Here is a 19,869-nt window from a genome sequence, read left to right as displayed (position 1 = left end):
CGGCTACATACCCTTCGAAGCCGAGGCCGCGAACCTGTTCTTCCAGCTCGTGTCATCCCGCTACGAGCGGGCCAGCCTCATCGTCACCAGCAACAAACCCTTCGGCCGATGGGGCGAGGTCTTCGGTGACGACGTCGTCGCGGCCGCGATGATCGACCGCCTCGTCCACCACGCTGAAGTCATCTCGATGAAAGGAGACAGCTACCGCCTCAAAGACCGAGACCTCGGCCGCGTCCCCGCGGCCAAGACCAACGACTGAAAACAACGACTGAAAACCCAGGGTGGGTCAAGATTCCAGCGAACTGGCTGGGTCAACATTCGACCGACATTGACACTCTGCGGTCCCCGCCCATCTCACGGGCGATGACGGCACTCAACACCACCACCGCTACAGAGCTACAGGCAGGCGCAGAAAACGATATGTCGTGCAAAAGAATCCAGACTGGTGCCGGCACCTTCCAATGCTCACCCACGCCAATTCCATGTTGGCTAGACATACCGAGACTCTGAGCCCCATGCCGTCTCACCAGATCTGGCCAACACGCGACGGTGTAGCCGCCCTCGTGTTGCGCGGCGCCGGTGCATGCCGGAGACGGTGGGGTGTCGCCACACTCGTTCGACCCAGGTTTCACCTCGCCGATCGGTTTGATTCTGACCTCCGATAAGTGAACATTATCGGAGGTCAGAAACGCTCCCTGCGGGTGTTGCCTCGAACGAGCGGGGCAGGTTTCGTTTCGTATAAATTCGTCACTCAAAACGTAAACAACGATATAGTTGTCTGGTGTCGAATGTGTGCAACTATCCGGGCTGCTCCCGGCCTGTGAAACGCGAGCCCGGTCCTGGTCGACCATCGGAGTATTGCGATCGTCCGGACCACACCAGATGGCGAGCATGGCGGGAGCGTCAACGTCAACAGCAAGAGTCCGAGGCACCGTCCGATTCCATCACTGTGACGAAACAACGGCCGGTGACGGCTGCTCGGTTGCGGGCCGACGAACTGCTCACGCAGTTCCGCCACCTCGCCGACCAGGTGAATTCCACGGTGAACGCTGCTGTCGCGGAGTTGTCTACGTTGGCTGACCCATCCATCGCAGAAGCCCAGGTCCAAGCGGTACAGGCGGATGCCGCACGACGAATTGCCGAAGCGGAGGGCGCTGCGGTGGCGGCAGAACAAGCTCGCCGCGAGGCACACGAGGCCAGGGAGCTCGCCGAATCTGCCGCGGATGACGCCGTGAATTCCGCTGATCGAGCCGAGACACTGATCACCGAGGCGAACGCAGCGCGCGCCGACGCATTACGCGAGGTCGAGCGAGTCACCACCCAGGCAGCTGACGACGTGTTCTCCGCACGCAGTGCTGCTGAGGCCGAAGTCCGAAGTGTGCGCCAACAGACTGTACAGGACATCGAACGCGTCGAACAGGACGCGAGAGCACAGATCCAAAGGGTCCAACAGTCCGCTGAATCTGCGATCGAACGTGCCCAGAGTGAAGCCGCTGCGCACGTCGCGGCAGCCCAAGCCGAACGCGATTGGGCCGAACAGCGCGCCGCCGACGCCGAACGCGCCACCGAGCGTGCCGAACAAGTCAGCGCTGAGCGAGCGCAGGCGACCAATGAGGCACGAACCGAATGGCGCCGGGTGCGAGCCGAACTCGAGGCCACCCGCGCCGAACTCGCCGAAACCCGTCGCGCAACCACCGCGGAACTGGCCGCCGTGCGCGCTGAAACCACTGCGTCCCTCGACCAGGTCCGGGCCGAGGCGGCCCAGCGTCTCGCGGCGCTCGAGGAGGCGCGTACACAAACTCGGACTCGCGCCGAGCGCGCCGAGGCTCAACTCGACGAGCTCCTCGCTGACGCCCGCCGCACGACGTCATCGACCGCTGAGCCCGATGACAGTGGTTGCAGGTGATCAACCGTCCTCGGGGGTGTCCAGGCGTTTCAGCGGAGCAGCTTTGGACAACCCGTCGATCGTGGTCTGCTCCTTGCCCTCGAAAAACAACGAATGCCGTGCGACTGTCCCATCCAGACCGCAGGGCGCTCAGCGGGTCCGCTGATTTCTGGACGGAGCGCTTTCCCGCGAGATATCGATCCCAGACATAGTCGACCGTCGCCGAAAACGGGGTGCCGGTAAGGATCGTGTCATCTGCCGCAAACCGCCTGTGGCAGTGACTGTCTCGGTATAGCTTGCGCGTTTGACCGAGCGCGGCGGCGAGCGGGTCCGCGAGCACCTGCTGTCCGAATGTCGCCGCCGGAAGCTGGAGCCGCCGACCGCCGGCCGGATCGCCCGCGTCGTCCGCTCGGCGTTGAGCCGCGGCGAGGACGTCTTGTTCGACCGGGTGCTGTCCCGGCTGCCGACCGAGGTGGAGGTGAAGCTGGCGGCGCTGGTAGTCCCGGCCGGTGAGAAGACCGGGGAGCTGGAGGACGGCACAGCGATGCTGGGGTCGATCCGGTCGGATCCGGGCAACGTCAGCCTGAACACGATGCTCACCGAGATCGCCAAACTCGAAGCGGTCCGCGCGATAGGGGTACCGGGTGAGGTGTTCGCCGATATCGCGCGCCGAAGATATGGTGTACGAGATCTGCACGTTCCAGGCGTTGCGAGATCAGCTGCAGTGCAAGAAGATCTGGGTCGTCGGTGCGGATCGCTGCCGCAACCCGGCCGAAGACCTTCCTGGCGATTTCGAGGAACTCCGCATCGAGCACTACGGAGCCCTGCGCAAACCGCTGGATCCGACCGAATTCATCCATGGTCTACGTCAATACGCTCATGATCCAGGACATCCTTGCCGACGCCGACTGGGACGGCGTGCTCGCCGCGGAGGACGAGCATGGTCTGACCCCGCTGTTCTGGTCGCACGTGCTCCCTTATCTGGACAGATTTAGGACGACATCGGGAAACATGGGCCGTGCCTCCCTCCTCTCGGGCCGAGCTGCGGCGATGATGTCGCGGTGCAGGTGGTCAAGGTCCGCGACGCCGGGGTCGTCCGGCACGTTCGGCTCGTCGACGAGCAGGGGCATCCGGTCGATGCGGCATGCCGGTTTCTGGAACACCTGGCCGATCGCGGCATGTCCCCGAACACGATGTGCGCCTATGGCTACGACCTCAAACGGTTGTTCTCGTTCCTGGCTCGAGAGCAGCTGGACTGGCGCGACTTCGGTCCCGCCGATGCGCTGGGATTCCTCGGTTACCTGCGCAACCTGCCCAGCAGGCGAGCGGCACAGCGTCTCGGCTTGACTGTCGTGGCCGGGGGACCATCGACACCGGGAACACTGCTGTCGCCCGCAACGGTCAATCGTGGTGTTGCCGCCGCATCCAGCTTCTACGACTGGGCGATCGCCACCGAGGCCTACACGCGGGACGAGTCGCCGTTCCAGGTCCGCGACGATCACGCGCTGGCTCGCGTGCCCGATCGGCATCGTCCGTTCATGGGCCGAGCCAGTCGTCAACGCCCAGTGCGGCGAATCGCCTCGGTGCGGCAGTCGTTGCGACTACCCAGGCCTATCGATGACGCCGATGTAGAGAAGTTCCTGGCCAGTCTGACTCGGTTGCGGGACCTGGCGATCTTCCTGCTGATGCTCGACGGCGGACTGCGGCCCGGCGAGGTGCTGTCCTTGCAGATCGACGACATCTCCTACGGCCGCCGCCGCGTCGTGATCGGCAAACGTGATAACTATCCGCGAGGAGCTCGGGGGAAGTCGCGAACCGAACGCATGGTGGACCTGCACGAACCGCGAACACTTGATGCGGTCAGCCGCTACATGATGCATGAGCGGCCGCCCGACGCCACCACTCCCTTCGTGTTCGTGTTGGGCGGCGACGGAAAACGCCGTCTGGAGCCGCTGAGCTACGACGCCGTCGTGCGGTTGTTCGCACGCAAGATGGACCGGCTTCAGCTTCGACGTCCGGAGACCACGCCACATGCATTGCGGCACACTCACGCAACCGCGATGTGGGAAGGCGGCATGCGCGAACTGACGCTGCAAAAGCGGCTCGGCCATGCGTCGACGGAGTCCACGAAGATCTACACCCGAGTGTCCGACGACGTGGTCCTCGCCGACTACATGCACGCGTTGAAGGGCGCGCGGTGACCGCCCTCGCACTGGTGCCTCTGGCGACGGCTGGTCGGCACCACGCTGCGCGAGACGAGTATTTCCGTTGGGTGGGAGAGGTTTTCGCCGATTCACCGTCATCGGTGAAATCACGGCGATACTTCTATGACCGATTCATCCGGCACTGGCCGGACCTGAATCGTTGGTTCTGCGAACCGCTGCTGGTCCGCCTGGATCTGCACGATCGTGACCAGTGGCAGACCGGTAAACGGCTCGGCCCCTCCCACGAAGCCGGCACCTACCTCGTCTACCTGTCGCTCGTGCACGGCCTCCCGATGGACGCCGACTATCTGCTGAGCCGCAACTTCGACAGCATGTTCAACCCGAAGGTCGCCGCCGGGCTCGGCATCGACCTGACCGTGCTCGACACCTGGGTTGAGCGAATGGCGCAGTTGGGCTACGCGGCACACCATGCGCGGTCGTCGCTGACCTGGGCACTGGCCCGCCTCACCCTCTGGAGGGGCGACCCGGACTTCACGACGATCACCACCGACGAAGTCCGCAGGTTCGGTGAGGAGTTGCGGCGCTACTGCGCACGCCCGGAAGCCGGGTTCATCCGCGCCACCCACGTCTCGAACGGGCGACGAAAGACCCCAGTAGATGAGCTGCCTGCCCGGTTCGAGAAAAATTGCGGCACAAGGCTTTACACCCTCCACGTCCTTCTGTTCAACATCGGTCAGGTCCACGACAAGCCGATCTTCGGATTGCGGAGACAGGAGAAGTGGAAGGACCAGCTACTCCCGCCCGGCATCCCGCCAACGATCGAGGCCACCGTCACGCGATGGCTTCAACTGCGGCTACAGAGCACAGACCGCGCCGAATCCGTCCGGCACACGCGGGACTCGTTCCGATACCTCATCCGCTGGCTCGCCACCGACCACCCCGAGATCACCAGCCTCGAGCAGCTGACCCGTGACCATATCGAGGAATACCTGATCCACCTGCACGATCGCATCAACCCGCGCACCAACCAACCACTGAGCCTGCGCAGCCGCTACACCTATCTCAGCCCGCTGGCACAGTTCTTCCGCGAGACAGCCCAGTGGGGTTGGCCCGACACACCTGGCCGACCGCTGCTGCTCTCGTCGGACCTGCCCAAACTGCCTACCGCGTTGCCCCGGTTCATTCCCCGCGCCGAACTCGACCGGCTGATGGAAGCTGTTGAGAAACTGGACGATCCCTACCAGCGCACCGCGTTGCTGCTGCTGCGATGGAGCGGCGCCCGCCGGGGTGAGATCAAACGCCTCACGCTCGATTGCCTCGATGCCTACCCCGACGGATATCCACGACTGCGGATCCCGGTCGGCAAGACCTACACCGAACGCATGATCCCGCTGCACCCCCAGGCCGCCGACGCGCTGCGCGAGTTGATCGATCACACCCGAGCGTCCGCAGCCGCCGCGCGACACGACAAGTGGACCGGACGGCGCGTGCGCTGGGTGTTCCTGCGCCGCGGCCAACCGCTGAGCAGCAAGTTCCTGTTCGACGAGCCACTCGATACAGCTTGCCGCGCAGCAGGACTCGTCGGCGCCGACGGCAAGTCCACCGTCACCGCCCACCGATTCCGTCACACGGTCGGCACGCAGCTCGCCGAGGGCGGCGCACGCATCCAAACGATCATGGCTATCCTCGGCCACCGCAGCGCCGCCATGTCGGTCACCTACTCCCACATCAGCGATCCCGTCCTCAAAGAGCAGTACGAACGGGTCATCGCCAACGGCGGACGCATCGCCGGACCTGCCGCCGAGGCCCTGCTCAACAACGAAATCAGCCAGGACACCGTGGACTGGCTCAAGAGCAACTTCTTCAAAACCGAACTTGAACTCGGCCACTGCCTGCGCCTACCCGCCGAAGGTCCCTGCGAATGTGACCTCTACCTGCGCTGTTCCAAGTTCTTCACTACCAGCGAATACGCCCCACGGCTCCGTGATCGCCTCGCCCGCGAACGCCAGCTGATCCAGGACGCCATCGAACGCAACTGGCCCCGCGAGATCGAACGCCACGAAGCGATCGTCCGTCGTATCAGACAGCTACTGACCGAACTCGGCGAACCCTGCGGATCACCCGACGAAATCTGAGGTCAGCGACAAAATTGTCCAGATAACAACCCTTACGGCGAGGTCGAACTCAACATGAATACCCTGCTCTCCCTGGGAGAATGAGTCCAGGTTGGCGTCGACACTGCCGAACCGACCCGCTGGCGGCTTACCCGAATCAGCCGGTGAACGACTCGGGGCCGAAGCGGCCCAAGGCCACGAAGACGGCCGCAGCGAGGTAGACGAAGTTCAGCGCGACATATTTGTACTGGCCGTAACGGCCATGGGTGATCATCGCGCCGATCATCAACAGAATCCAGCACACGGCGGTCACCGGCACCATCACCGGTGCGATGTCGAGCACGGCGGGCAGGATCAGACCGGCCGCGGCCAGGATCTCGAGGCCGCCGAGGGTTCTGACGAAACCGGCGCTGGCGTGCTCGGTCCATCCCCCACCGGACTTTCTGCCCAGTTCGTCCAGCTTGTCCTTGGGCATGAACGCCTTGGTGGCGCCGCTGAACAGGGACAGGGCCGCAAGCAGCCCGGCAACGATCCAGAGGGCGAGGTTCATGAGCTTCCTTAAGGTTCTGAGCGGTCCGGGAGGACCGGGTGTGGCTGATGCCGGTCGTGGACATCCCTGTCGGTTTTCCCGATGGTGTAACCGGTCGGGCATCAGACACCGCCGGACCTGGTTGTGTGACAACAGGTCAGAGTGACGTGCGCCACCGCACGCGCCGCTCTTGCGGCGGAGTCGGGCCGAACATGCACCGGCATGTGAATCGGAGACCTGGAGATCGCCGTGGCCGAACGGCTGCCACTGTCCGAACTGCCCACTGTCCATGCCCGCGCCGCGGGACGGATCGCCCACATCTCCTGACCCGAGCGGCACCAGGTGCGAGATCCCGCCAGAATGCTAGTCGAGGAGGCGCAGCGGGTGCGGCCGGTCATCGACGCGGAAGCCGCCCGTGTCGAGACGCTGCCCACCCGCTGAACGCGCAGCCTGGACCAGATTCGTGCAGTCACCGCTACCAACGAAGGGGACATTGCAGTGAACACGCACCACCGCGTGAAGGCCGTCGGCGACCACGCCACTGACCCAGCGACCGAGGCATTCCTCGCCCATCGCAATCTGCTGTTCACCGTCGCCTACGAAATGCTCGGATCGGCAGCCGACTCCGAAGACGTCCTGCAGGAGACGTGGCTGAGATGGAGCAGGGTCGGCCTGGCACAAGTCAGCGACGAACGCGCCTATTTGGTTCGAATCACGACTCGGCAAGCGCTCAACCGGTTGCGCACGATGAACCGCCGCAAGGAGTCCTACGTCGGCTCCTGGTTGCCCGAGCCGCTGGTCACCGCGCCGGATGTCGCCGAGGATGTCGAACTCGCGGAGAGTGTGTCGATGGCGCTGATGCTCGTGCTCGAGACGCTGTCACCGACCGAGCGGGCCGTATTCGTGCTGCGTGAGGTCTTCGATATCAGCTATGACGAGATCGCTGCGGCGGTTGAAAAGACCCCGGCGGCCGTGCGCCAGATCGCGCACCGCGCCCGCCAGCACGTCGATGCCCGCCGTCCCCGCGCGTCGGTCTCCGCGAGTCAAATCCGCGTCGTGCTGGAGTCTTTCCAGCGAGCGCTGCAAACCGGAGATCCGCAGGGTCTGCTCGACGTACTCGCCCCGGAGGTCGTCCTGATCGGCGACGGAGGTGGCATCAAGCAGGCCGTGCCGCAGCCGATCACCGGTCCCGACAAGGTGACTCGCTTCATGCTCGGCGGCATCCGCAAGCACAATGTCGTGTTCACCACCGAACCCACCATGGTCAACGGCAGTCCGGCGCTGATCTTCCGGATCGACGGCAAGATCGACGGCATCATGGCGGTCCGGCTCGAGGGTGGCCGCATCACCGGCCTCTACTTCGTTCGCAACCCGGAGAAACTGACCCGCGTCGAATCCGAGACCCCACTCAGCCTGCGCTGAGCATCGGTACAGGACGGTCCCGGAACCCTGAAGCTGGCCCAGCCCCAAAGTAGCGGCGCTGCCGGCGGGGTTGCGCAACACGCCTGCCGTGGTGAGTTGAGAACCGACTATCGGATGGGCTCATTGCCGGTCGGCTGGATGTTCGGTGCTGGCTTGGTGTTCCGGTAGCCGATCCGCCAGCGGAACACCCAGTGTCCCGGCTTCCGGCCCAGCTCATCCCTGTTCCGCATCAGCGGTCGGCAAGTAGTGCTGACGACAACGAAGTTCGACACTCGGTGAGGCGGCGGCGGATCTGCTGGCTAGATCAACCCAGATTTCTTTTAGTGGAATTGACAACGACAATTATTGTATGCTCCATGAACTATGGATCGCGCAAGCCAACCGGTTCGCGATGGCCTGGCGTGAGCACAAAGAGTCGGTCTCGGTTGTCCATGCTCGATCAGCCGCGTTTCGCCTCGTAGCGCAGAAGGACCATGCCGCCCGGGAAGGTGCGGTTCTCCAACAGTCGCAGCGAAATCCACGAAGGCAGTGTCGGGAAGAACGGTGTTCCACCGCCCACAGCGCTGGGCGCGACCACGATCCGGTACTCATCCACCAGCCCGGCCTGCACGATCGGTGCGGCCAGTGTCGCGCCGGCTACCTCCAGACGGCCGCCGGTTTCGGCTTTCAGCTTCGCTACCACCTCGACTGGGTTGCCGCGTTCCAGGCGGGAGTTCCAGTCGACGGACTCCAAGGTGTGCGAGAACACGACCTTGTGCATGTCGCGCCAGATGTGGCCTTGTGCGTCTACGATGTATCCGTCCACCGACACATTGAAGCCGTAGATGAGTCTGCCCATGTAGGGCAGACTGCACCGGAGGGTGAAGCTCATCGCGACGTCACACGAGAGATTGTCGAATCCTTGCAGATGGGCGAGCGTCAGGCGGACCCTTCGTCATTGGCGAATCGACCGGTCTTGCCCTTCGTGATTACAGGTCCGGCTCGGACGAGGGCGAGCCACGCGGCGACAATGACGATGGCCAGCATCACCACGTTGTGAGAGTACTTGCGCGCGGCGGAGGTTTCACCGACCAGCGGATAGTAGAGAAAGGCAACGACGCCACGGCTCAGTAGCGCTCCGGTTGCCACAGCGGCTGCGTGGCTGAAGCTCCAATGTGGACTCCGGGAAACGTGGACGAGCGCAGCCGTGCCCACCGCGAACACAGTCGTCGTGATGGCCGCTCCCAACCAGTTCTGCGGCCCCGTTACAGCGGCTGTCAGCAGGATGAACGAAACCGTCATGGTCAGGGGCAGGCCGGGGGCGCGCTGCTCACGTTGCCGGGACCGATGTCTGCGCCCTGACCAGACAGCAACCCCGGCGCAGAGCGCCACCCCGATCAACGATCCCATCAGCTGACCGAGTGAGGCACTATGGGATTCGGGATCCCTGAGAACGAGTACTGCCGTCAAGCTGTATGCACCTGCTGTGACAGCGGTGCCGGGCAGTCCCAGCCACGGGTTGTGCGCCGTCCTTGGTCGCCAAGCCTCGGCGATCGCGATCGGGGCGCAGAAGCTGAAGATCACATGCCCCGGAATGAAATTCAGGGCGTTGACGACGCTGAACCCGAGTGGCTCGATAAAAGTGAGTTGCAGAGACTCGTTCCAGCTTTCGATGTCCCGATATTCGAGGCTGAACAACGACTGGTCTATCACCGCAGCCTGGGCAATGCCCCAAGCGAAGGCCAGCGCGATGATGGCCGGCCAGCCCCATTCGTTACGCCGCGCAGTCTCACGGATCAGCAATGCAGGAGCACCGTAAAGCCCGGCAAAGAAGACAACGGAGAACAACAGCTCGGCGGGCCGACCCGTGCTGTCGTCATAGGCGGCCAGCAGTTCCGCTCCGATCGCTGAAAGCACGAGCAGGCCGGCGATCTGAGCTACCCTGGCAGGGCGATCACTCCGCGTTCGCTCTTTGTCCTTTTCGGCAGACCTGCAGCCGGCAAGTATCGCCGCACCGGACACTGCGGCGGTGAGCAAGCCAACCGTTTGAAGCCAGCGCCCGGTCCCTGTGGCAGCGCCGTCGGTGAAGCTCAACTGGCCGATTTCGCCACTTCCTAACAGCTTTAGACATACGAGCCCTGAAGCTGCCAGTCCGGCCAGCCCGCCGGCAAGTCGTCCAGCGAACAGCGCCACTGCTGCGGCGGCGAGCAGGATGACGACCCCGACTGGGAATGATGGTCGGGGTTCGGTTGCCGACCACGCCACAGCGAGGCCAGTGGCTGCCAGCGCCAAACCCGCAACCAGCGTTGTCCGCACCAACTCCCCACGTTCACCCGCCACGGACGGCACAGTACCATACAGTCGTATGGTGAAGTCGAGCGAAGACCACACTGCGGCCACCCGCAGCCGCCTGGCCGAGGTCGTGTGCGACCTCATCGCCGAGCGGGGCATGAAAGCGGTCAGCGTACGCGCAGTCGCCACCGCCGCTGGTGTTTCTATCGGCGCCGTCCAGTACCACTTCCCCACGAAGGAGGCTTTGCTGCTGGCCGGGCATGAGCACGCGGACGCCGAGGTGAGCGCTAGAGCCGATGCGGCCGCCGCACACTTGGAGGATCCGCGCGACATCCTCCGCGCGGTCCTTCTTTCGCTCCTGCCCACCGATGAAGCCTCGAGGCGCATCATGACGGTATTCATCGTCTTCGAGACAGCCGCGCTACACTCCGTCGAACTCGCGGAAAACGCACGCCGTTCCGATGACGAGCTGTACAGGGCTTTCACAGAGGTCTTCCGGTTGGCGGGCGTGGCCGAACCTCGCCGCGAAGCCATCGCTTCGATCGCGTTGGTCGGTCTCTGCCAGCCGTTGCTCATGCGGGACCCCAACTGCTCGCTCGAGGACGCCATCGCCGTGATCGACGCGCACCTCGATCGCGTTTTGCCAGGCCGAGTTCGAGTTGAGGGTTCTTCGGACTTGTGCGGTGGTTCGGGCTGGCTCGACCCGGCGTGAAGCTCGTCGACGTTTTTCACGTAGAGGTGACCAGAGGGGGCCAGATCATGACCTTGCTCCTCGAACGCACTGGCGCGAAAGTAGATCCGGCGGCCTCGGCGGTGGCGGCTTTCTTCGTTGCCGACCATATCTTCGGGTATGCTCCGGCAGGTTCGAGTGAGTCGAGAGTTATTTACGGAGAACTGCGTGCAGGCGATTGTGCTGGCAGCCGCCCACGATCTACCAGATCTTCCACTCATGGCCGCGCTGGTCGCGGGGGCGAGTGTCGCCGGATGGATCGATGCGGTGGTCGGCGGCGGCGGGCTGGTTCTCATTCCGATTTTGCTGATTACTTTGCCAGGGCTTGCTCCGGTAAAAGCACTCGGGACCAATAAGGTAGCGGCACTGTGGGGGACGGCCACGGCTGCCTTCATCTATATCAGAAGAAATGGTGTCGACTGGCGCCTCGGAGGTGTCGCGATCCCCTTGGCTGCCCTCGGTGCGTCCTGCGGGGCATTGCTGGCGTCTGCGGTGAATTCTGACCTCCTGCGCCCTGTGGTGATCGTGCTGATGATCGGTGTCGGGATATTCATAGTGCGCGCGCCGGAGTTCGGTTCCGGCGATACAGCAGGTGTGGGGCCAGGAACGGTTCGAACCGCGATGGCCATCGCACTATTCCCTGTCATCGGCCTGTATGACGGGCTGTTCGGCCCTGGCACGGGGATGTTTCTGATCATGTCTCTTGCCGCGATACTCGCCCGAGACTTTTTGTCCAGCGCTACGCTTGCAAAAGTGGTGAACACTGCGACGAATATCGGTGCTCTGATCGTGTTCTCGCTACAAGGTAACGTCCTGTGGGCATTGGGTTTGGTTCTGGCAGTAGCGAACATATTCGGTTCGATCGTCGGGTCACGCATGGTTTTGAACAATGGGACCAAATTCATTCGGTATGCACTTCTCGCCATTGTCGTGGTCATGGGAACGAAATTGAGTATCGATCAGTATCTGTCGTTGTAGTTCAGTCTCGCACGGTTGCCGATGGCTCATCCATCGATCCAAGGCCGCTGATTCCGCAGGCATGCCGAGATGCCCGCGCCATATCATCGAGCTCGGTAGCATCCTGGAGGCATGATGGTCACTACCGACGACGAACGAGACATGACAATCGAGTGGCTGTCGGTGCCTCGGATCGGCGAGGTCATCGCCCTCGTCGGCACAGGCGTTCCCTATGTCGCGCCGCGTACTCGGTCGGACTACTGGCTGTATGCGACCTTGTTCTCCACCACGTGCCCGCTGGCCGTCGTCGAGGGACAGGTCGTGGGCGCGGTGATCGCATTTCGTAGCCAGGACCACCCCGAGGACATCTACCTCCAGGACGTCGTCACCCACCCGAGCCACCGCCGGCGCGGAATCACCCGCGCTCTGATCGACACCATCGCCGAGCGCGGCCGACTCTGGGGGTGTCAGCGTCTCTATCTGACCTGCGCACCTGACAACCACAACGCGCAGAAGGCGTGGACCACGCTCGGATTCAGAAATCTGCCCGGTGACCGGACGATCGACGCCGTCTCGGTGATCACCGATGTCAAAGGTCCCGGTGCGACGCGGGCGGTTTACGAACGAAGATTGTTGTGACCCGCTTGGGGCGTGACCAATCCAACGGCGACGTGTCGCGGTTGAGACACCGAAGCCTGCGGCGGTCCTGGGGACCTCACAGCCACGTTGACATCAGCATCCGGATACCCAAAGCCAGAAACAGCACCGCTGTGGCCAAACCTAGTACCCGCTGAACGCGGGCGGCGCCGAGTTTGCTACTGATGGTGTAGGCCACCACTGCGAGGTTGGGAAACCAGACCGCGGCGCAGGCGATCACGATCCCCGACAGCAGGGCAGACTGCCGCACCGGGTCGACGCCGGCGGGTATGAATTGGGGCAGCAGGCTCAAAAACAGTACCGGCGCCTTCGGGTTGAGGACGTTGACCAGGAATCCTTGCCGATAGCTCGCCAACGCTCCCGCAGCCGGCAATCCCAGACCCGCCGTGGTCCCGGCCGCAGACTCCTGCCGAGACCGAGCGAGGTCTCCGAACGCCTTCACAGCCAGATACACCAGGTATGCGCCGCCGGCCACCTGTAGCGCGACGAACAGCGAGTCGTGCGCAGCGAGAACTGCCGCCACTCCCACCACCGCGGCCATCGTGTGGACGAGTAGGCCGGTGACGACACCGATCCCGGTGTACACCCCGTCTCGCCGGCTGAACGCCGCATTGCGCACCACCGCGGCAAAGTCCACGCCCGGCGCGGCGACCAGCCCGGCTGCGACTCCCGTAAACGCGATTGTCTCTGGATGAGCCAACATCGCTGTCTATTCTCGAAACTTCACGACCACACCACAAGACCATCGCCTGAAGAAGTCGGCGGCATCATGCCGTCGGCGGTGGCCATGACCGTCCTGGCCATGGCGGGTCCTGGAGTGGGAGCATCGCTGCCGGGGGCCAGTTCTGCGGTTCGACGTTGGCCGGCTTGCCGACGCCATCGGAGCCCCAGTCGAAAACCGGTCCGCACGGTCCCCACTGTCGTGGATTGTCGAAAACGATTCGTGCCGTGCCGAAGTCGGTCCCGTAGAACCTGGATGCGAAGGGAAGTGCAATGTTCTCGAAGGTGCTGTTGCCGTGGAACTCTGCGTCATCGAACCAGGCCTCCAGCTCGAACCTTGCTCGATCGAACCGGGCGTCTGCATGGAAGATCGCTTCGTCGAACCGTGCCTCGATACACCTCGCCCGGTGGAAGTCGGCAGTTCCTCTGAACGTTGCTGCCCCGAACAAAACTTCCTCGTTGAAGATTGCTTCGGAGAAATCCGCCTCTGCGCCGAACGTCGCGTGGGCGAAGCGGCCGGATTGTTCGAACATCGTCCGGCCGAACCAGGCGGCTTCACTGAATTTCGCATCCATGAAGCAAGCACCTGTGAATCTGGCTCGCTCGAACCAGGCCTCTGCGCCGAACGTCGCGTCCGAGAACCGCGTGAAACAGCCGAACGAAGCACCCTCGAATCGTGCGCTTCCGTTGAACGTCGCGTCTTTGAAATCAGCGCCTGTGCAGAACATCACGGCGTCGAACCGGGCATCCCCGCTGAACGTGGCCCGTTCGAACACGACGTCGCCGGAGAATACGGCCCCACTGAAATCGGCGTCGCCCAACCAGGCGCCGCGGAAGTCGAAGTCGCTGGTCGACCAACTGCACGCCGCATCGGGCCGCACACGCTCAGCGACGACGCCGACGATGGTGTCGCGTACTTCGCGGTCGTGTGCACAGTAGTCAGTGCGCTGTTCGGTCGTGCCGCGATCATCTGAGTCGCCCCTGCGCTCTCCGTCACACGCGGCTCGCAGATACCGGCACAACGCCTCCACACAGCGCTGTCGGCTCGGCCCGTCGGTTTCATCACCGATATCGGCCAGTGCCTGCACCGCGTCGAGCCGATCCGAGGTGGCGGGTGCGCGCAGCTGGGCTTCGGCGGCGGCGATCCTGTCGGCGGTCCCGCTGTCGGATGCATTACCGTCCACATGCATCCGGTCACCCTACCGGCGACCCCAGATGCACCGGTTGTGACAGTGCGTCAACGGACGAATGTCGCGGCGTGACCAGCCAGGTCGAGTACCGGCTGTGGGAAGACTCCGAGTACCAGGGTGACCATCGCGGTGACCGCGACGATGGCGCTGGTCAGTGGTGGGCTGACGGGTATCGGGGCTTCGGTCGGTGGTTCGGTGAAGAACATCAGCACGATGACCCGCAGATAGAAGAATGCCGCGATGGCGCTACAGATCACACCGACAATGACCAGCGAGGCGGCGCCAGCGGACGCCGCGGCCTCGAAAACGGCGAACTTACCGACGAAGCCACTGGTGAGTGGGATACCAGCGAAAGACAACAGGAACATCGCGAAGACCGTGGCCAGCCACGGAGAGCGTCGGCCGAGCCCAGCCCATCGAGACAAACCGGTGGCTTCCTCGCCGCTGGGTTCACGCAGCAGGCTGACCACGGCGAATGCGCCGAGGGTGCCGATTCCGTATGCCACCAGGTAGAACAGAACCGCGGAGACGCCGCGATCGTTGGCCGCGACCGGTCCAGCGAGCAAGAAACCAGCATGAGCCACTGCGGAATACGCGAGCATGCGTTTGACGTCGGTCTGTGTGATCGCCATGATCACGCCGACTGTCATGGTGGCGATCACGACAGCGGCGAGGATCGGGCGCCACTCGTCGCGCAGGCCGGGAACCGCGACGTACAACACCCGCACCAGCGCGCCGACTGCCGCGATCTTGGTGGCAGCGGCCATGAAACCGGTGACTGCGGTCGGTGCGCCTTGATATACGTCGGGCACCCACGATTGGAACGGCACTGCGCCGATCTTGAACAGCAACCCGACCGCCAACATCGCGACCCCGAGGAGAGCCAGGGTGGAATTGTCCGGTCGTTCGGCAATGGCGTCGGCGATACCGCCGAGCCGCACGGTGCCCGCGTGGCCGTACAGCAACGCGACGCCGTAGAGGAAGAACGCCGAGGAGAACGCGCCGAGCAGAAAATACTTCAGCGCTGCTTCTTGTGAGAGAAGTCGCTTGTGTCGGGCCAGCCCGCACAGCAGATACAGCGGCAGCGACAGCACTTCGAGCGCGACGAACATCGTCAGCAGGTCGTTGGACGCCGGAAACAACAGCAGGCCCCCGACTGCGAGCAGGGTCAGCGGAAATACCTCGGTGGTCGCCAGTCCTGCACGTAGTGCCGTGGCTTCGGTCGCGCTGCCGGGCACCGAAGAGGCCTGCGGTGTGAACGCGTCGGTGCCAGGTCCCACAGTGGCCGCGGTCCGGCTCCAGGTCCCGGGTCCCGACCGCGCGTGCGCTCGCGGTTCGGCGCCGCGTTCGGCGATGAACGCCACCCCGAGGATTGCCACCACCAGGATCGTGCCTTGCAGAAACAGCGTGACGCCGTCGATAGCGACTGCGCCGGCGACTGCGGTCGCGTCGGTCCCCGCCAAGGCGATGACCGCAACCAGTGCCGCGACCAGCCCGCCGATGCTCAGCACCAGGTGTGCCGGATAGCGGAAGCGGCGAGCGAGGAACGCCTCGACGAGCACACCGAGCACGGCGGCCCCGAAAACCAGCAGCATAGGTGACAGGCGGCCGTATTCGATGCTCGGCGTGGGTATGCGTGCGGCGAGCAGCACGGCATGGTCGATGTCGTTCACTCGGGCCGTCCTCGTGTGAGTGGGTGGCAGCGGCTGGTGCACGCGCCGGTCCGGCTCATCGGTGGGCTCCTTCCGTCGGTGGGACCGACCCGGCCTCGGGCAGTGTTGGCGCGGGATCGCTGCGACCGATCGTGGTGAGCGTCTGGTTCACTGCGGGATCGATGAAGCCGGTCAGTGCTTTCGGGTAGACGCCGAGGAACACCAGCATGGCGATCAGAGCAGCCACCACCGTGAGCTCGCGTGGCGCGAGATCATGGATTCGTTCGTTGCCGCGTTTGAGTGGGCCGGTCATCATCCGCTGGTAGAGCCACAGAACATACAGTGCGGCGAGCACCAGTGCACTGGCGGCGACCACCGCAGCGACCTGATAGCGGGTGAATGTTCCTACCAGCACGAGGAATTCGCTGACAAACGGCGCGAGCCCAGGTAGCGATAGGGTAGCCAGACCGGCGATCAAGAATGCGCCGGCCAGTACCGGCGCCACTTTTTGTACGCCGCCGAATTCGGCGATGAGTCGAGTTCCGCGACGTGATACCAGGAACCCGGCGACGAGGAACAGTGCGGCGGTGGAGATCCCGTGATTGACCATGTACAGCGTGGCGCCGGTCTGGCCTTGGCTGGTCATTGCGAACACGCCGAGGATGATGAACCCGAAGTGGGAGATCGAGGTGTAGGCGATCAGCCGCATCACATCGGCTTGTCCGATGGCCAGCAGCGCACCATAGACGATGCCGATCACCGCGAGCGTCACCACCAGCGGGGCATAGGTTTGTGCGGCATCGGGAAACAGTGGCAGGCAGTAGCGCAGCATGCCGAAGGTGCCCACCTTGTCCACGACTGCCATCATCAGTACCGCGCTGGATGGGGTGGCGGCCACCGCGGCATCCGGTAGCCACGTGTGGAGCGGCCACAAGGGTGCCTTGACGGCGAAGGCGAACATGAATCCGAGGAACAGGGCGTTGAGCACGGCGGGTCCGGCGCCGAGTTCGCCGGCATTGGCGGCGGCGACCACAGCCCGGAAATCGAAGGTCCCCGCAGATCCTTCGCCCAGACCCTCTCGGGCGGTGAGCACATACAGCCCGATGATCGCGGCCAACATGATCAGACCACCGAACAGGTTGTACAGCAGGAACTTCACCGCCGCACGCGAGCGCTGCCGGCGTAGCCGGGCGTCCCCGGTACGTGGCCCGAATCCACCGATGAGGAAGTACATCGGGATGAGCATCGCCTCGAAGAACACGTAGAACAGCAGAATGTCCAACGCGACGAAGGAGATCAGCACCATCGCCTCGACCAGCAGGGTGAGCGCGACATAGATATGTGCGACGCGTGGGCCGCCGCCCACCTCGCGCTCGTCGTGCCAGCCTGCCAGGATCAGAAGCGGAACCAGCGCCGCGGTCAACAGCACCAGCACCAGCGCAATGCCGTCGAGGCCGAGGGTGTACCCGGCGCCGAATGCCGGAATCCACTGGTGGGATTCGACGAACTGGAATTGCGCGCCGCCGGGATCGAAGCGAATGGCGAGTGCAATGCCGATGACCAGCACGAGCAGTGAGAAACCCAGTGCCACAGCACGAGCGAGGGTACGCCGGGTCGCGGGCAGTACGAGGACGATGGCTGCGCCGACCAGAGGAGCCAGCCACAGCGTCGTCAACCAGGGAAATTCGCTCACCACAACCTCACCGCCAGTAGGGCCGCGGCGACCAGGGCCGCGCCGGTGAACATGGACAAGGCATAGGAGCGCACGAACCCGGACTGCACACGCCGGACTCGAGCCGACATCCCGCCGATCAGCGCGGCCGCGCCATTGACGATCCCGTCGATGCCGCGGTTGTCGAGGAAGACCAGGGCTCGGGTCAGATGTTGGCCCGGGCGCATGAACGCTGCTTCGTTGACCGCGTCACCGTAGAGATCACGCCGCGCTGCGACGGTCAGTGCGGACACCGATTCGGGTGCGGTCTGGGGAATCTCGCGCCGCGCGTACTGCCGGTATGCGACGGCGATACCGATGGCGACGACCCCGAGGGCGAGTGTCGTGACCATGGCCGCGGGGAGGGTTTCGGTGCCGTGTTCGGCGCCGACCACTGGTTCGAGCCAGTTCTGCAGCGCGGAGCCGGTGACCAACATCGCGCCGGCCCCGACCGAGCCCACGGCGAGCAGAATCATCGGGCCGGTCATCACCGGCGGGGACTCGTGTGGCCGAGTTTCCGGTTTCCAACGGGGTTCACCGAAGAAGGTCATCAACATCACTCGCGTCATGTAGAACGCGGTCAGTCCCGCGCCGAGCAGCGCCACCGTGCCCACGATCACCCCAGCGGCGCCACCTTGGTTGAACGCGGCCTCGATGATCCGGTCTTTGGAGAAGAACCCGGCGAACGGAGGAACCCCGATGATGGCGAGGTAGCCCAGGCCGAAGGTGACGTAGGTGATGGGTAGGAGGGTGCGTAGGCCGCCGTAGCGGCGCATGTCGGTCTCGTCGTTCATCGCGTGCATGACCGAACCGGCGCCGAGAAACAGTCCGGCTTTGAAGAATCCGTGAGTGAGCAGGTGCATGATGGCAACGGCGTAGCCGGCCGGGCCGAGCCCGACAGCCAGCATCATGTAGCCGATCTGGCTCATGGTGGAGGCAGCGAGCGCCTTTTTGATGTCGTCCTTGGCGCAGCCGATGATCGCACCGAACATCAATGTGACCGCGCCGACGGCGACGACCGCGCCTTGTGCGGTCGGGGCGAGGTCGAAGATCGCGCCCGATCTGGCGATCAGATAGACGCCGGCGGTGACCATGGTGGCCGCGTGGATGAGCGCTGATACCGGGGTGGGTCCTTCCATGGCATCGCCGAGCCAGGACTGCAACGGGACTTGGGCGGATTTGCCACACGCGGCCAGGAGCAACAGCAGGCCGATGGCGGTGAGCGTTGCCTCGTTCGCGGCTGGTGCGGACCCGAACACGGTGTCGAAGTCGATCGACCCGAAGGTCGCGAACATCACCATCATGGCGATGGCCAGGCCCATGTCGCCGACCCGGTTGACGATGAAGGCCTTCTTGGCTGCGGTTGCCGCCGTCGGCCTTTCGTGCCAGAAGCCGATCAACAGATAGGAGGCCAGGCCGACACCTTCCCAGCCGAGGTAGAGCACGAGGTAGTTGTTCGCCAAGACCAGCAGCAGCATCGCCGCCAGAAACAGGTTGAGGTAGCCGAAGAACCGTCGCTGCGCCGGGTCGTGGCTCATGTATCCGATCGAGTAGATGTGGATCAGCGAGCCGACGCCGGTGATCAGCAATACGAAACAGATCGACAGCTGATCCAGTTGGAGGCCGAAGTCGACCTGTAGGTCGGCGACCGGAACCCAACTGAACAGATCCAGCTGCACCATACGTTCGGTGCTCTCGCGTCCGAGCATGGTGACGAATGCGGTCGTCGCGACGGCGAACGAGGACAGTGCCATCACGGTGCCGAGGACGGCGCCCCACGTGTTGCCCAGGCGCGTGGTCAGCAACAGGATGATCGCGCCCGTCAATGGGAGGGCGGGCAACAGCCACAGAGTTGCGGTATCCACG

General features: G+C 64.0%; 17 protein-coding genes. 9 read left to right on the top strand and 8 right to left on the bottom strand.

The window, feature by feature from the left end:
* The 5 genes from K940_RS0107345 to K940_RS31485 form a co-directional block, all read left to right on the top strand.
* Positions 1–259 (top strand): ATP-binding protein (locus K940_RS0107345; RefSeq protein WP_028476999.1); only part of this gene is annotated, 259 nt, incomplete at its 5' end.
* A 690-nt stretch (positions 260–949) separates the two neighbouring features.
* Positions 950–1,906: a hypothetical protein gene (locus tag K940_RS0107340; RefSeq protein WP_036527829.1), complete on the top strand. Its 957-nt coding sequence runs from the start codon at positions 950–952 to the stop codon at positions 1,904–1,906.
* A 283-nt stretch (positions 1,907–2,189) separates the two neighbouring features.
* Positions 2,190–2,768, top strand: a complete 579-nt coding sequence (locus tag K940_RS0107330) for a hypothetical protein (RefSeq protein ID WP_028476997.1) — start codon at positions 2,190–2,192, stop codon at positions 2,766–2,768.
* 178 nt (positions 2,769–2,946) lie between these two features.
* Positions 2,947–4,086, top strand: coding sequence for a tyrosine-type recombinase/integrase (locus tag K940_RS0107325; protein ID WP_028476996.1), 1,140 nt, complete (start codon positions 2,947–2,949; stop codon positions 4,084–4,086).
* Positions 4,083–6,185, top strand: coding sequence for a tyrosine-type recombinase/integrase (locus tag K940_RS31485; RefSeq protein ID WP_231390280.1), 2,103 nt, complete (start codon positions 4,083–4,085; stop codon positions 6,183–6,185). The genes K940_RS0107325 and K940_RS31485 overlap by 4 nt, the downstream gene beginning before the upstream one ends.
* Positions 6,186–6,321: 136 nt before the next feature.
* Here the strand turns inward: K940_RS31485 and K940_RS0107315 are convergent, their stop codons facing one another.
* Positions 6,322–6,714, bottom strand: a complete 393-nt coding sequence (locus tag K940_RS0107315) for a DoxX family protein (protein WP_028476994.1) — start codon at positions 6,712–6,714, stop codon at positions 6,322–6,324.
* A gap of 477 nt (positions 6,715–7,191) precedes the next feature.
* Between K940_RS0107315 and K940_RS0107305 the strand changes: the two genes are divergently transcribed.
* Positions 7,192–8,115: an RNA polymerase sigma-70 factor gene (locus K940_RS0107305; protein WP_231390279.1), complete on the top strand. Its 924-nt coding sequence runs from the start codon at positions 7,192–7,194 to the stop codon at positions 8,113–8,115.
* Between the two features lie 439 nt (positions 8,116–8,554).
* Here K940_RS0107305 and K940_RS0107295 read toward each other — a convergent pair whose 3' ends face one another.
* Complete coding sequence (locus K940_RS0107295; RefSeq protein ID WP_028476992.1) at positions 8,555–8,953, bottom strand: dihydrofolate reductase family protein; 399 nt, start codon at positions 8,951–8,953, stop codon at positions 8,555–8,557.
* A gap of 80 nt (positions 8,954–9,033) precedes the next feature.
* Positions 9,034–10,434, bottom strand: coding sequence for a hypothetical protein (locus K940_RS27300; protein ID WP_196812125.1), 1,401 nt, complete (start codon positions 10,432–10,434; stop codon positions 9,034–9,036).
* Between the two features lie 25 nt (positions 10,435–10,459).
* Between K940_RS27300 and K940_RS0107285 the strand changes: the two genes are divergently transcribed.
* The 3 genes from K940_RS0107285 (at position 10,460) to K940_RS0107275 (ending at position 12,712) form a co-directional block, all read left to right on the top strand.
* Positions 10,460–11,098, top strand: coding sequence for a TetR/AcrR family transcriptional regulator (locus K940_RS0107285; RefSeq protein ID WP_028476991.1), 639 nt, complete (start codon positions 10,460–10,462; stop codon positions 11,096–11,098).
* A 237-nt stretch (positions 11,099–11,335) separates the two neighbouring features.
* Positions 11,336–12,094, top strand: a complete 759-nt coding sequence (locus K940_RS0107280; protein ID WP_028476990.1) for a TSUP family transporter — start codon at positions 11,336–11,338, stop codon at positions 12,092–12,094.
* A gap of 111 nt (positions 12,095–12,205) precedes the next feature.
* Positions 12,206–12,712, top strand: coding sequence for a GNAT family N-acetyltransferase (locus K940_RS0107275; RefSeq protein WP_196812124.1), 507 nt, complete (start codon positions 12,206–12,208; stop codon positions 12,710–12,712).
* 76 nt (positions 12,713–12,788) lie between these two features.
* Here the strand turns inward: K940_RS0107275 and K940_RS0107270 are convergent, their stop codons facing one another.
* The 5 genes from K940_RS0107270 to nuoL all read right to left on the bottom strand — a co-directional run bounded on the left by K940_RS0107270 (position 12,789) and on the right by nuoL (position 19,868).
* Positions 12,789–13,433, bottom strand: a complete 645-nt coding sequence (locus tag K940_RS0107270) for a LysE family translocator (RefSeq protein WP_028476988.1) — start codon at positions 13,431–13,433, stop codon at positions 12,789–12,791.
* A gap of 64 nt (positions 13,434–13,497) precedes the next feature.
* Positions 13,498–14,640, bottom strand: coding sequence for a pentapeptide repeat-containing protein (locus K940_RS0107265; RefSeq protein ID WP_028476987.1), 1,143 nt, complete (start codon positions 14,638–14,640; stop codon positions 13,498–13,500).
* A gap of 47 nt (positions 14,641–14,687) precedes the next feature.
* Positions 14,688–16,313 (bottom strand): NADH-quinone oxidoreductase subunit NuoN, encoded by a 1,626-nt coding sequence (nuoN, locus tag K940_RS0107260; protein ID WP_028476986.1) that lies wholly within the window; start codon positions 16,311–16,313, stop codon positions 14,688–14,690.
* A gap of 55 nt (positions 16,314–16,368) precedes the next feature.
* Positions 16,369–17,985, bottom strand: coding sequence for an NADH-quinone oxidoreductase subunit M (locus tag K940_RS0107255; RefSeq protein WP_028476985.1), 1,617 nt, complete (start codon positions 17,983–17,985; stop codon positions 16,369–16,371).
* A complete protein-coding gene (nuoL, locus tag K940_RS0107250; protein WP_028476984.1) occupies positions 17,982–19,868 on the bottom strand; it encodes an NADH-quinone oxidoreductase subunit L in 1,887 nt (628 codons plus the stop codon). The genes K940_RS0107255 and nuoL overlap by 4 nt, the downstream gene beginning before the upstream one ends.
* Position 19,869: the final 1 nt, after the last annotated feature.

This window comes from Nocardia sp. CNY236, assembly GCF_000482385.1.
Classification (GTDB): Bacteria; Actinomycetota; Actinomycetes; order Mycobacteriales; family Mycobacteriaceae; genus Nocardia.
Note: the sequence above shows the minus strand (reverse complement) of the source record. Positions and strands in the feature narration are given on the sequence as shown.

Bases quoted from the DNA above. Each gene is read 5' to 3' on its own strand.
- K940_RS0107315 (WP_028476994.1), bottom strand. From the start codon at position 6,714: ATGAACCTCGCCCTCTGGATCGTTGCCGGGCTGCTTGCGGCCCTGTCC.
- K940_RS0107270 (WP_028476988.1), bottom strand. From the start codon at position 13,433: ATGTTGGCTCATCCAGAGACAATCGCGTTTACGGGAGTCGCAGCCGGG.
- K940_RS0107275 (WP_196812124.1), top strand. From the start codon at position 12,206: ATGATGGTCACTACCGACGACGAACGAGACATGACAATCGAGTGGCTG.
- K940_RS0107265 (WP_028476987.1), bottom strand. From the start codon at position 14,640: ATGCATGTGGACGGTAATGCATCCGACAGCGGGACCGCCGACAGGATC.
- K940_RS0107295 (WP_028476992.1), bottom strand. From the start codon at position 8,953: ATGGGCAGACTCATCTACGGCTTCAATGTGTCGGTGGACGGATACATC.
- K940_RS0107285 (WP_028476991.1), top strand. From the start codon at position 10,460: ATGGTGAAGTCGAGCGAAGACCACACTGCGGCCACCCGCAGCCGCCTG.
- K940_RS0107280 (WP_028476990.1), top strand. From the start codon at position 11,336: ATGGCCGCGCTGGTCGCGGGGGCGAGTGTCGCCGGATGGATCGATGCG.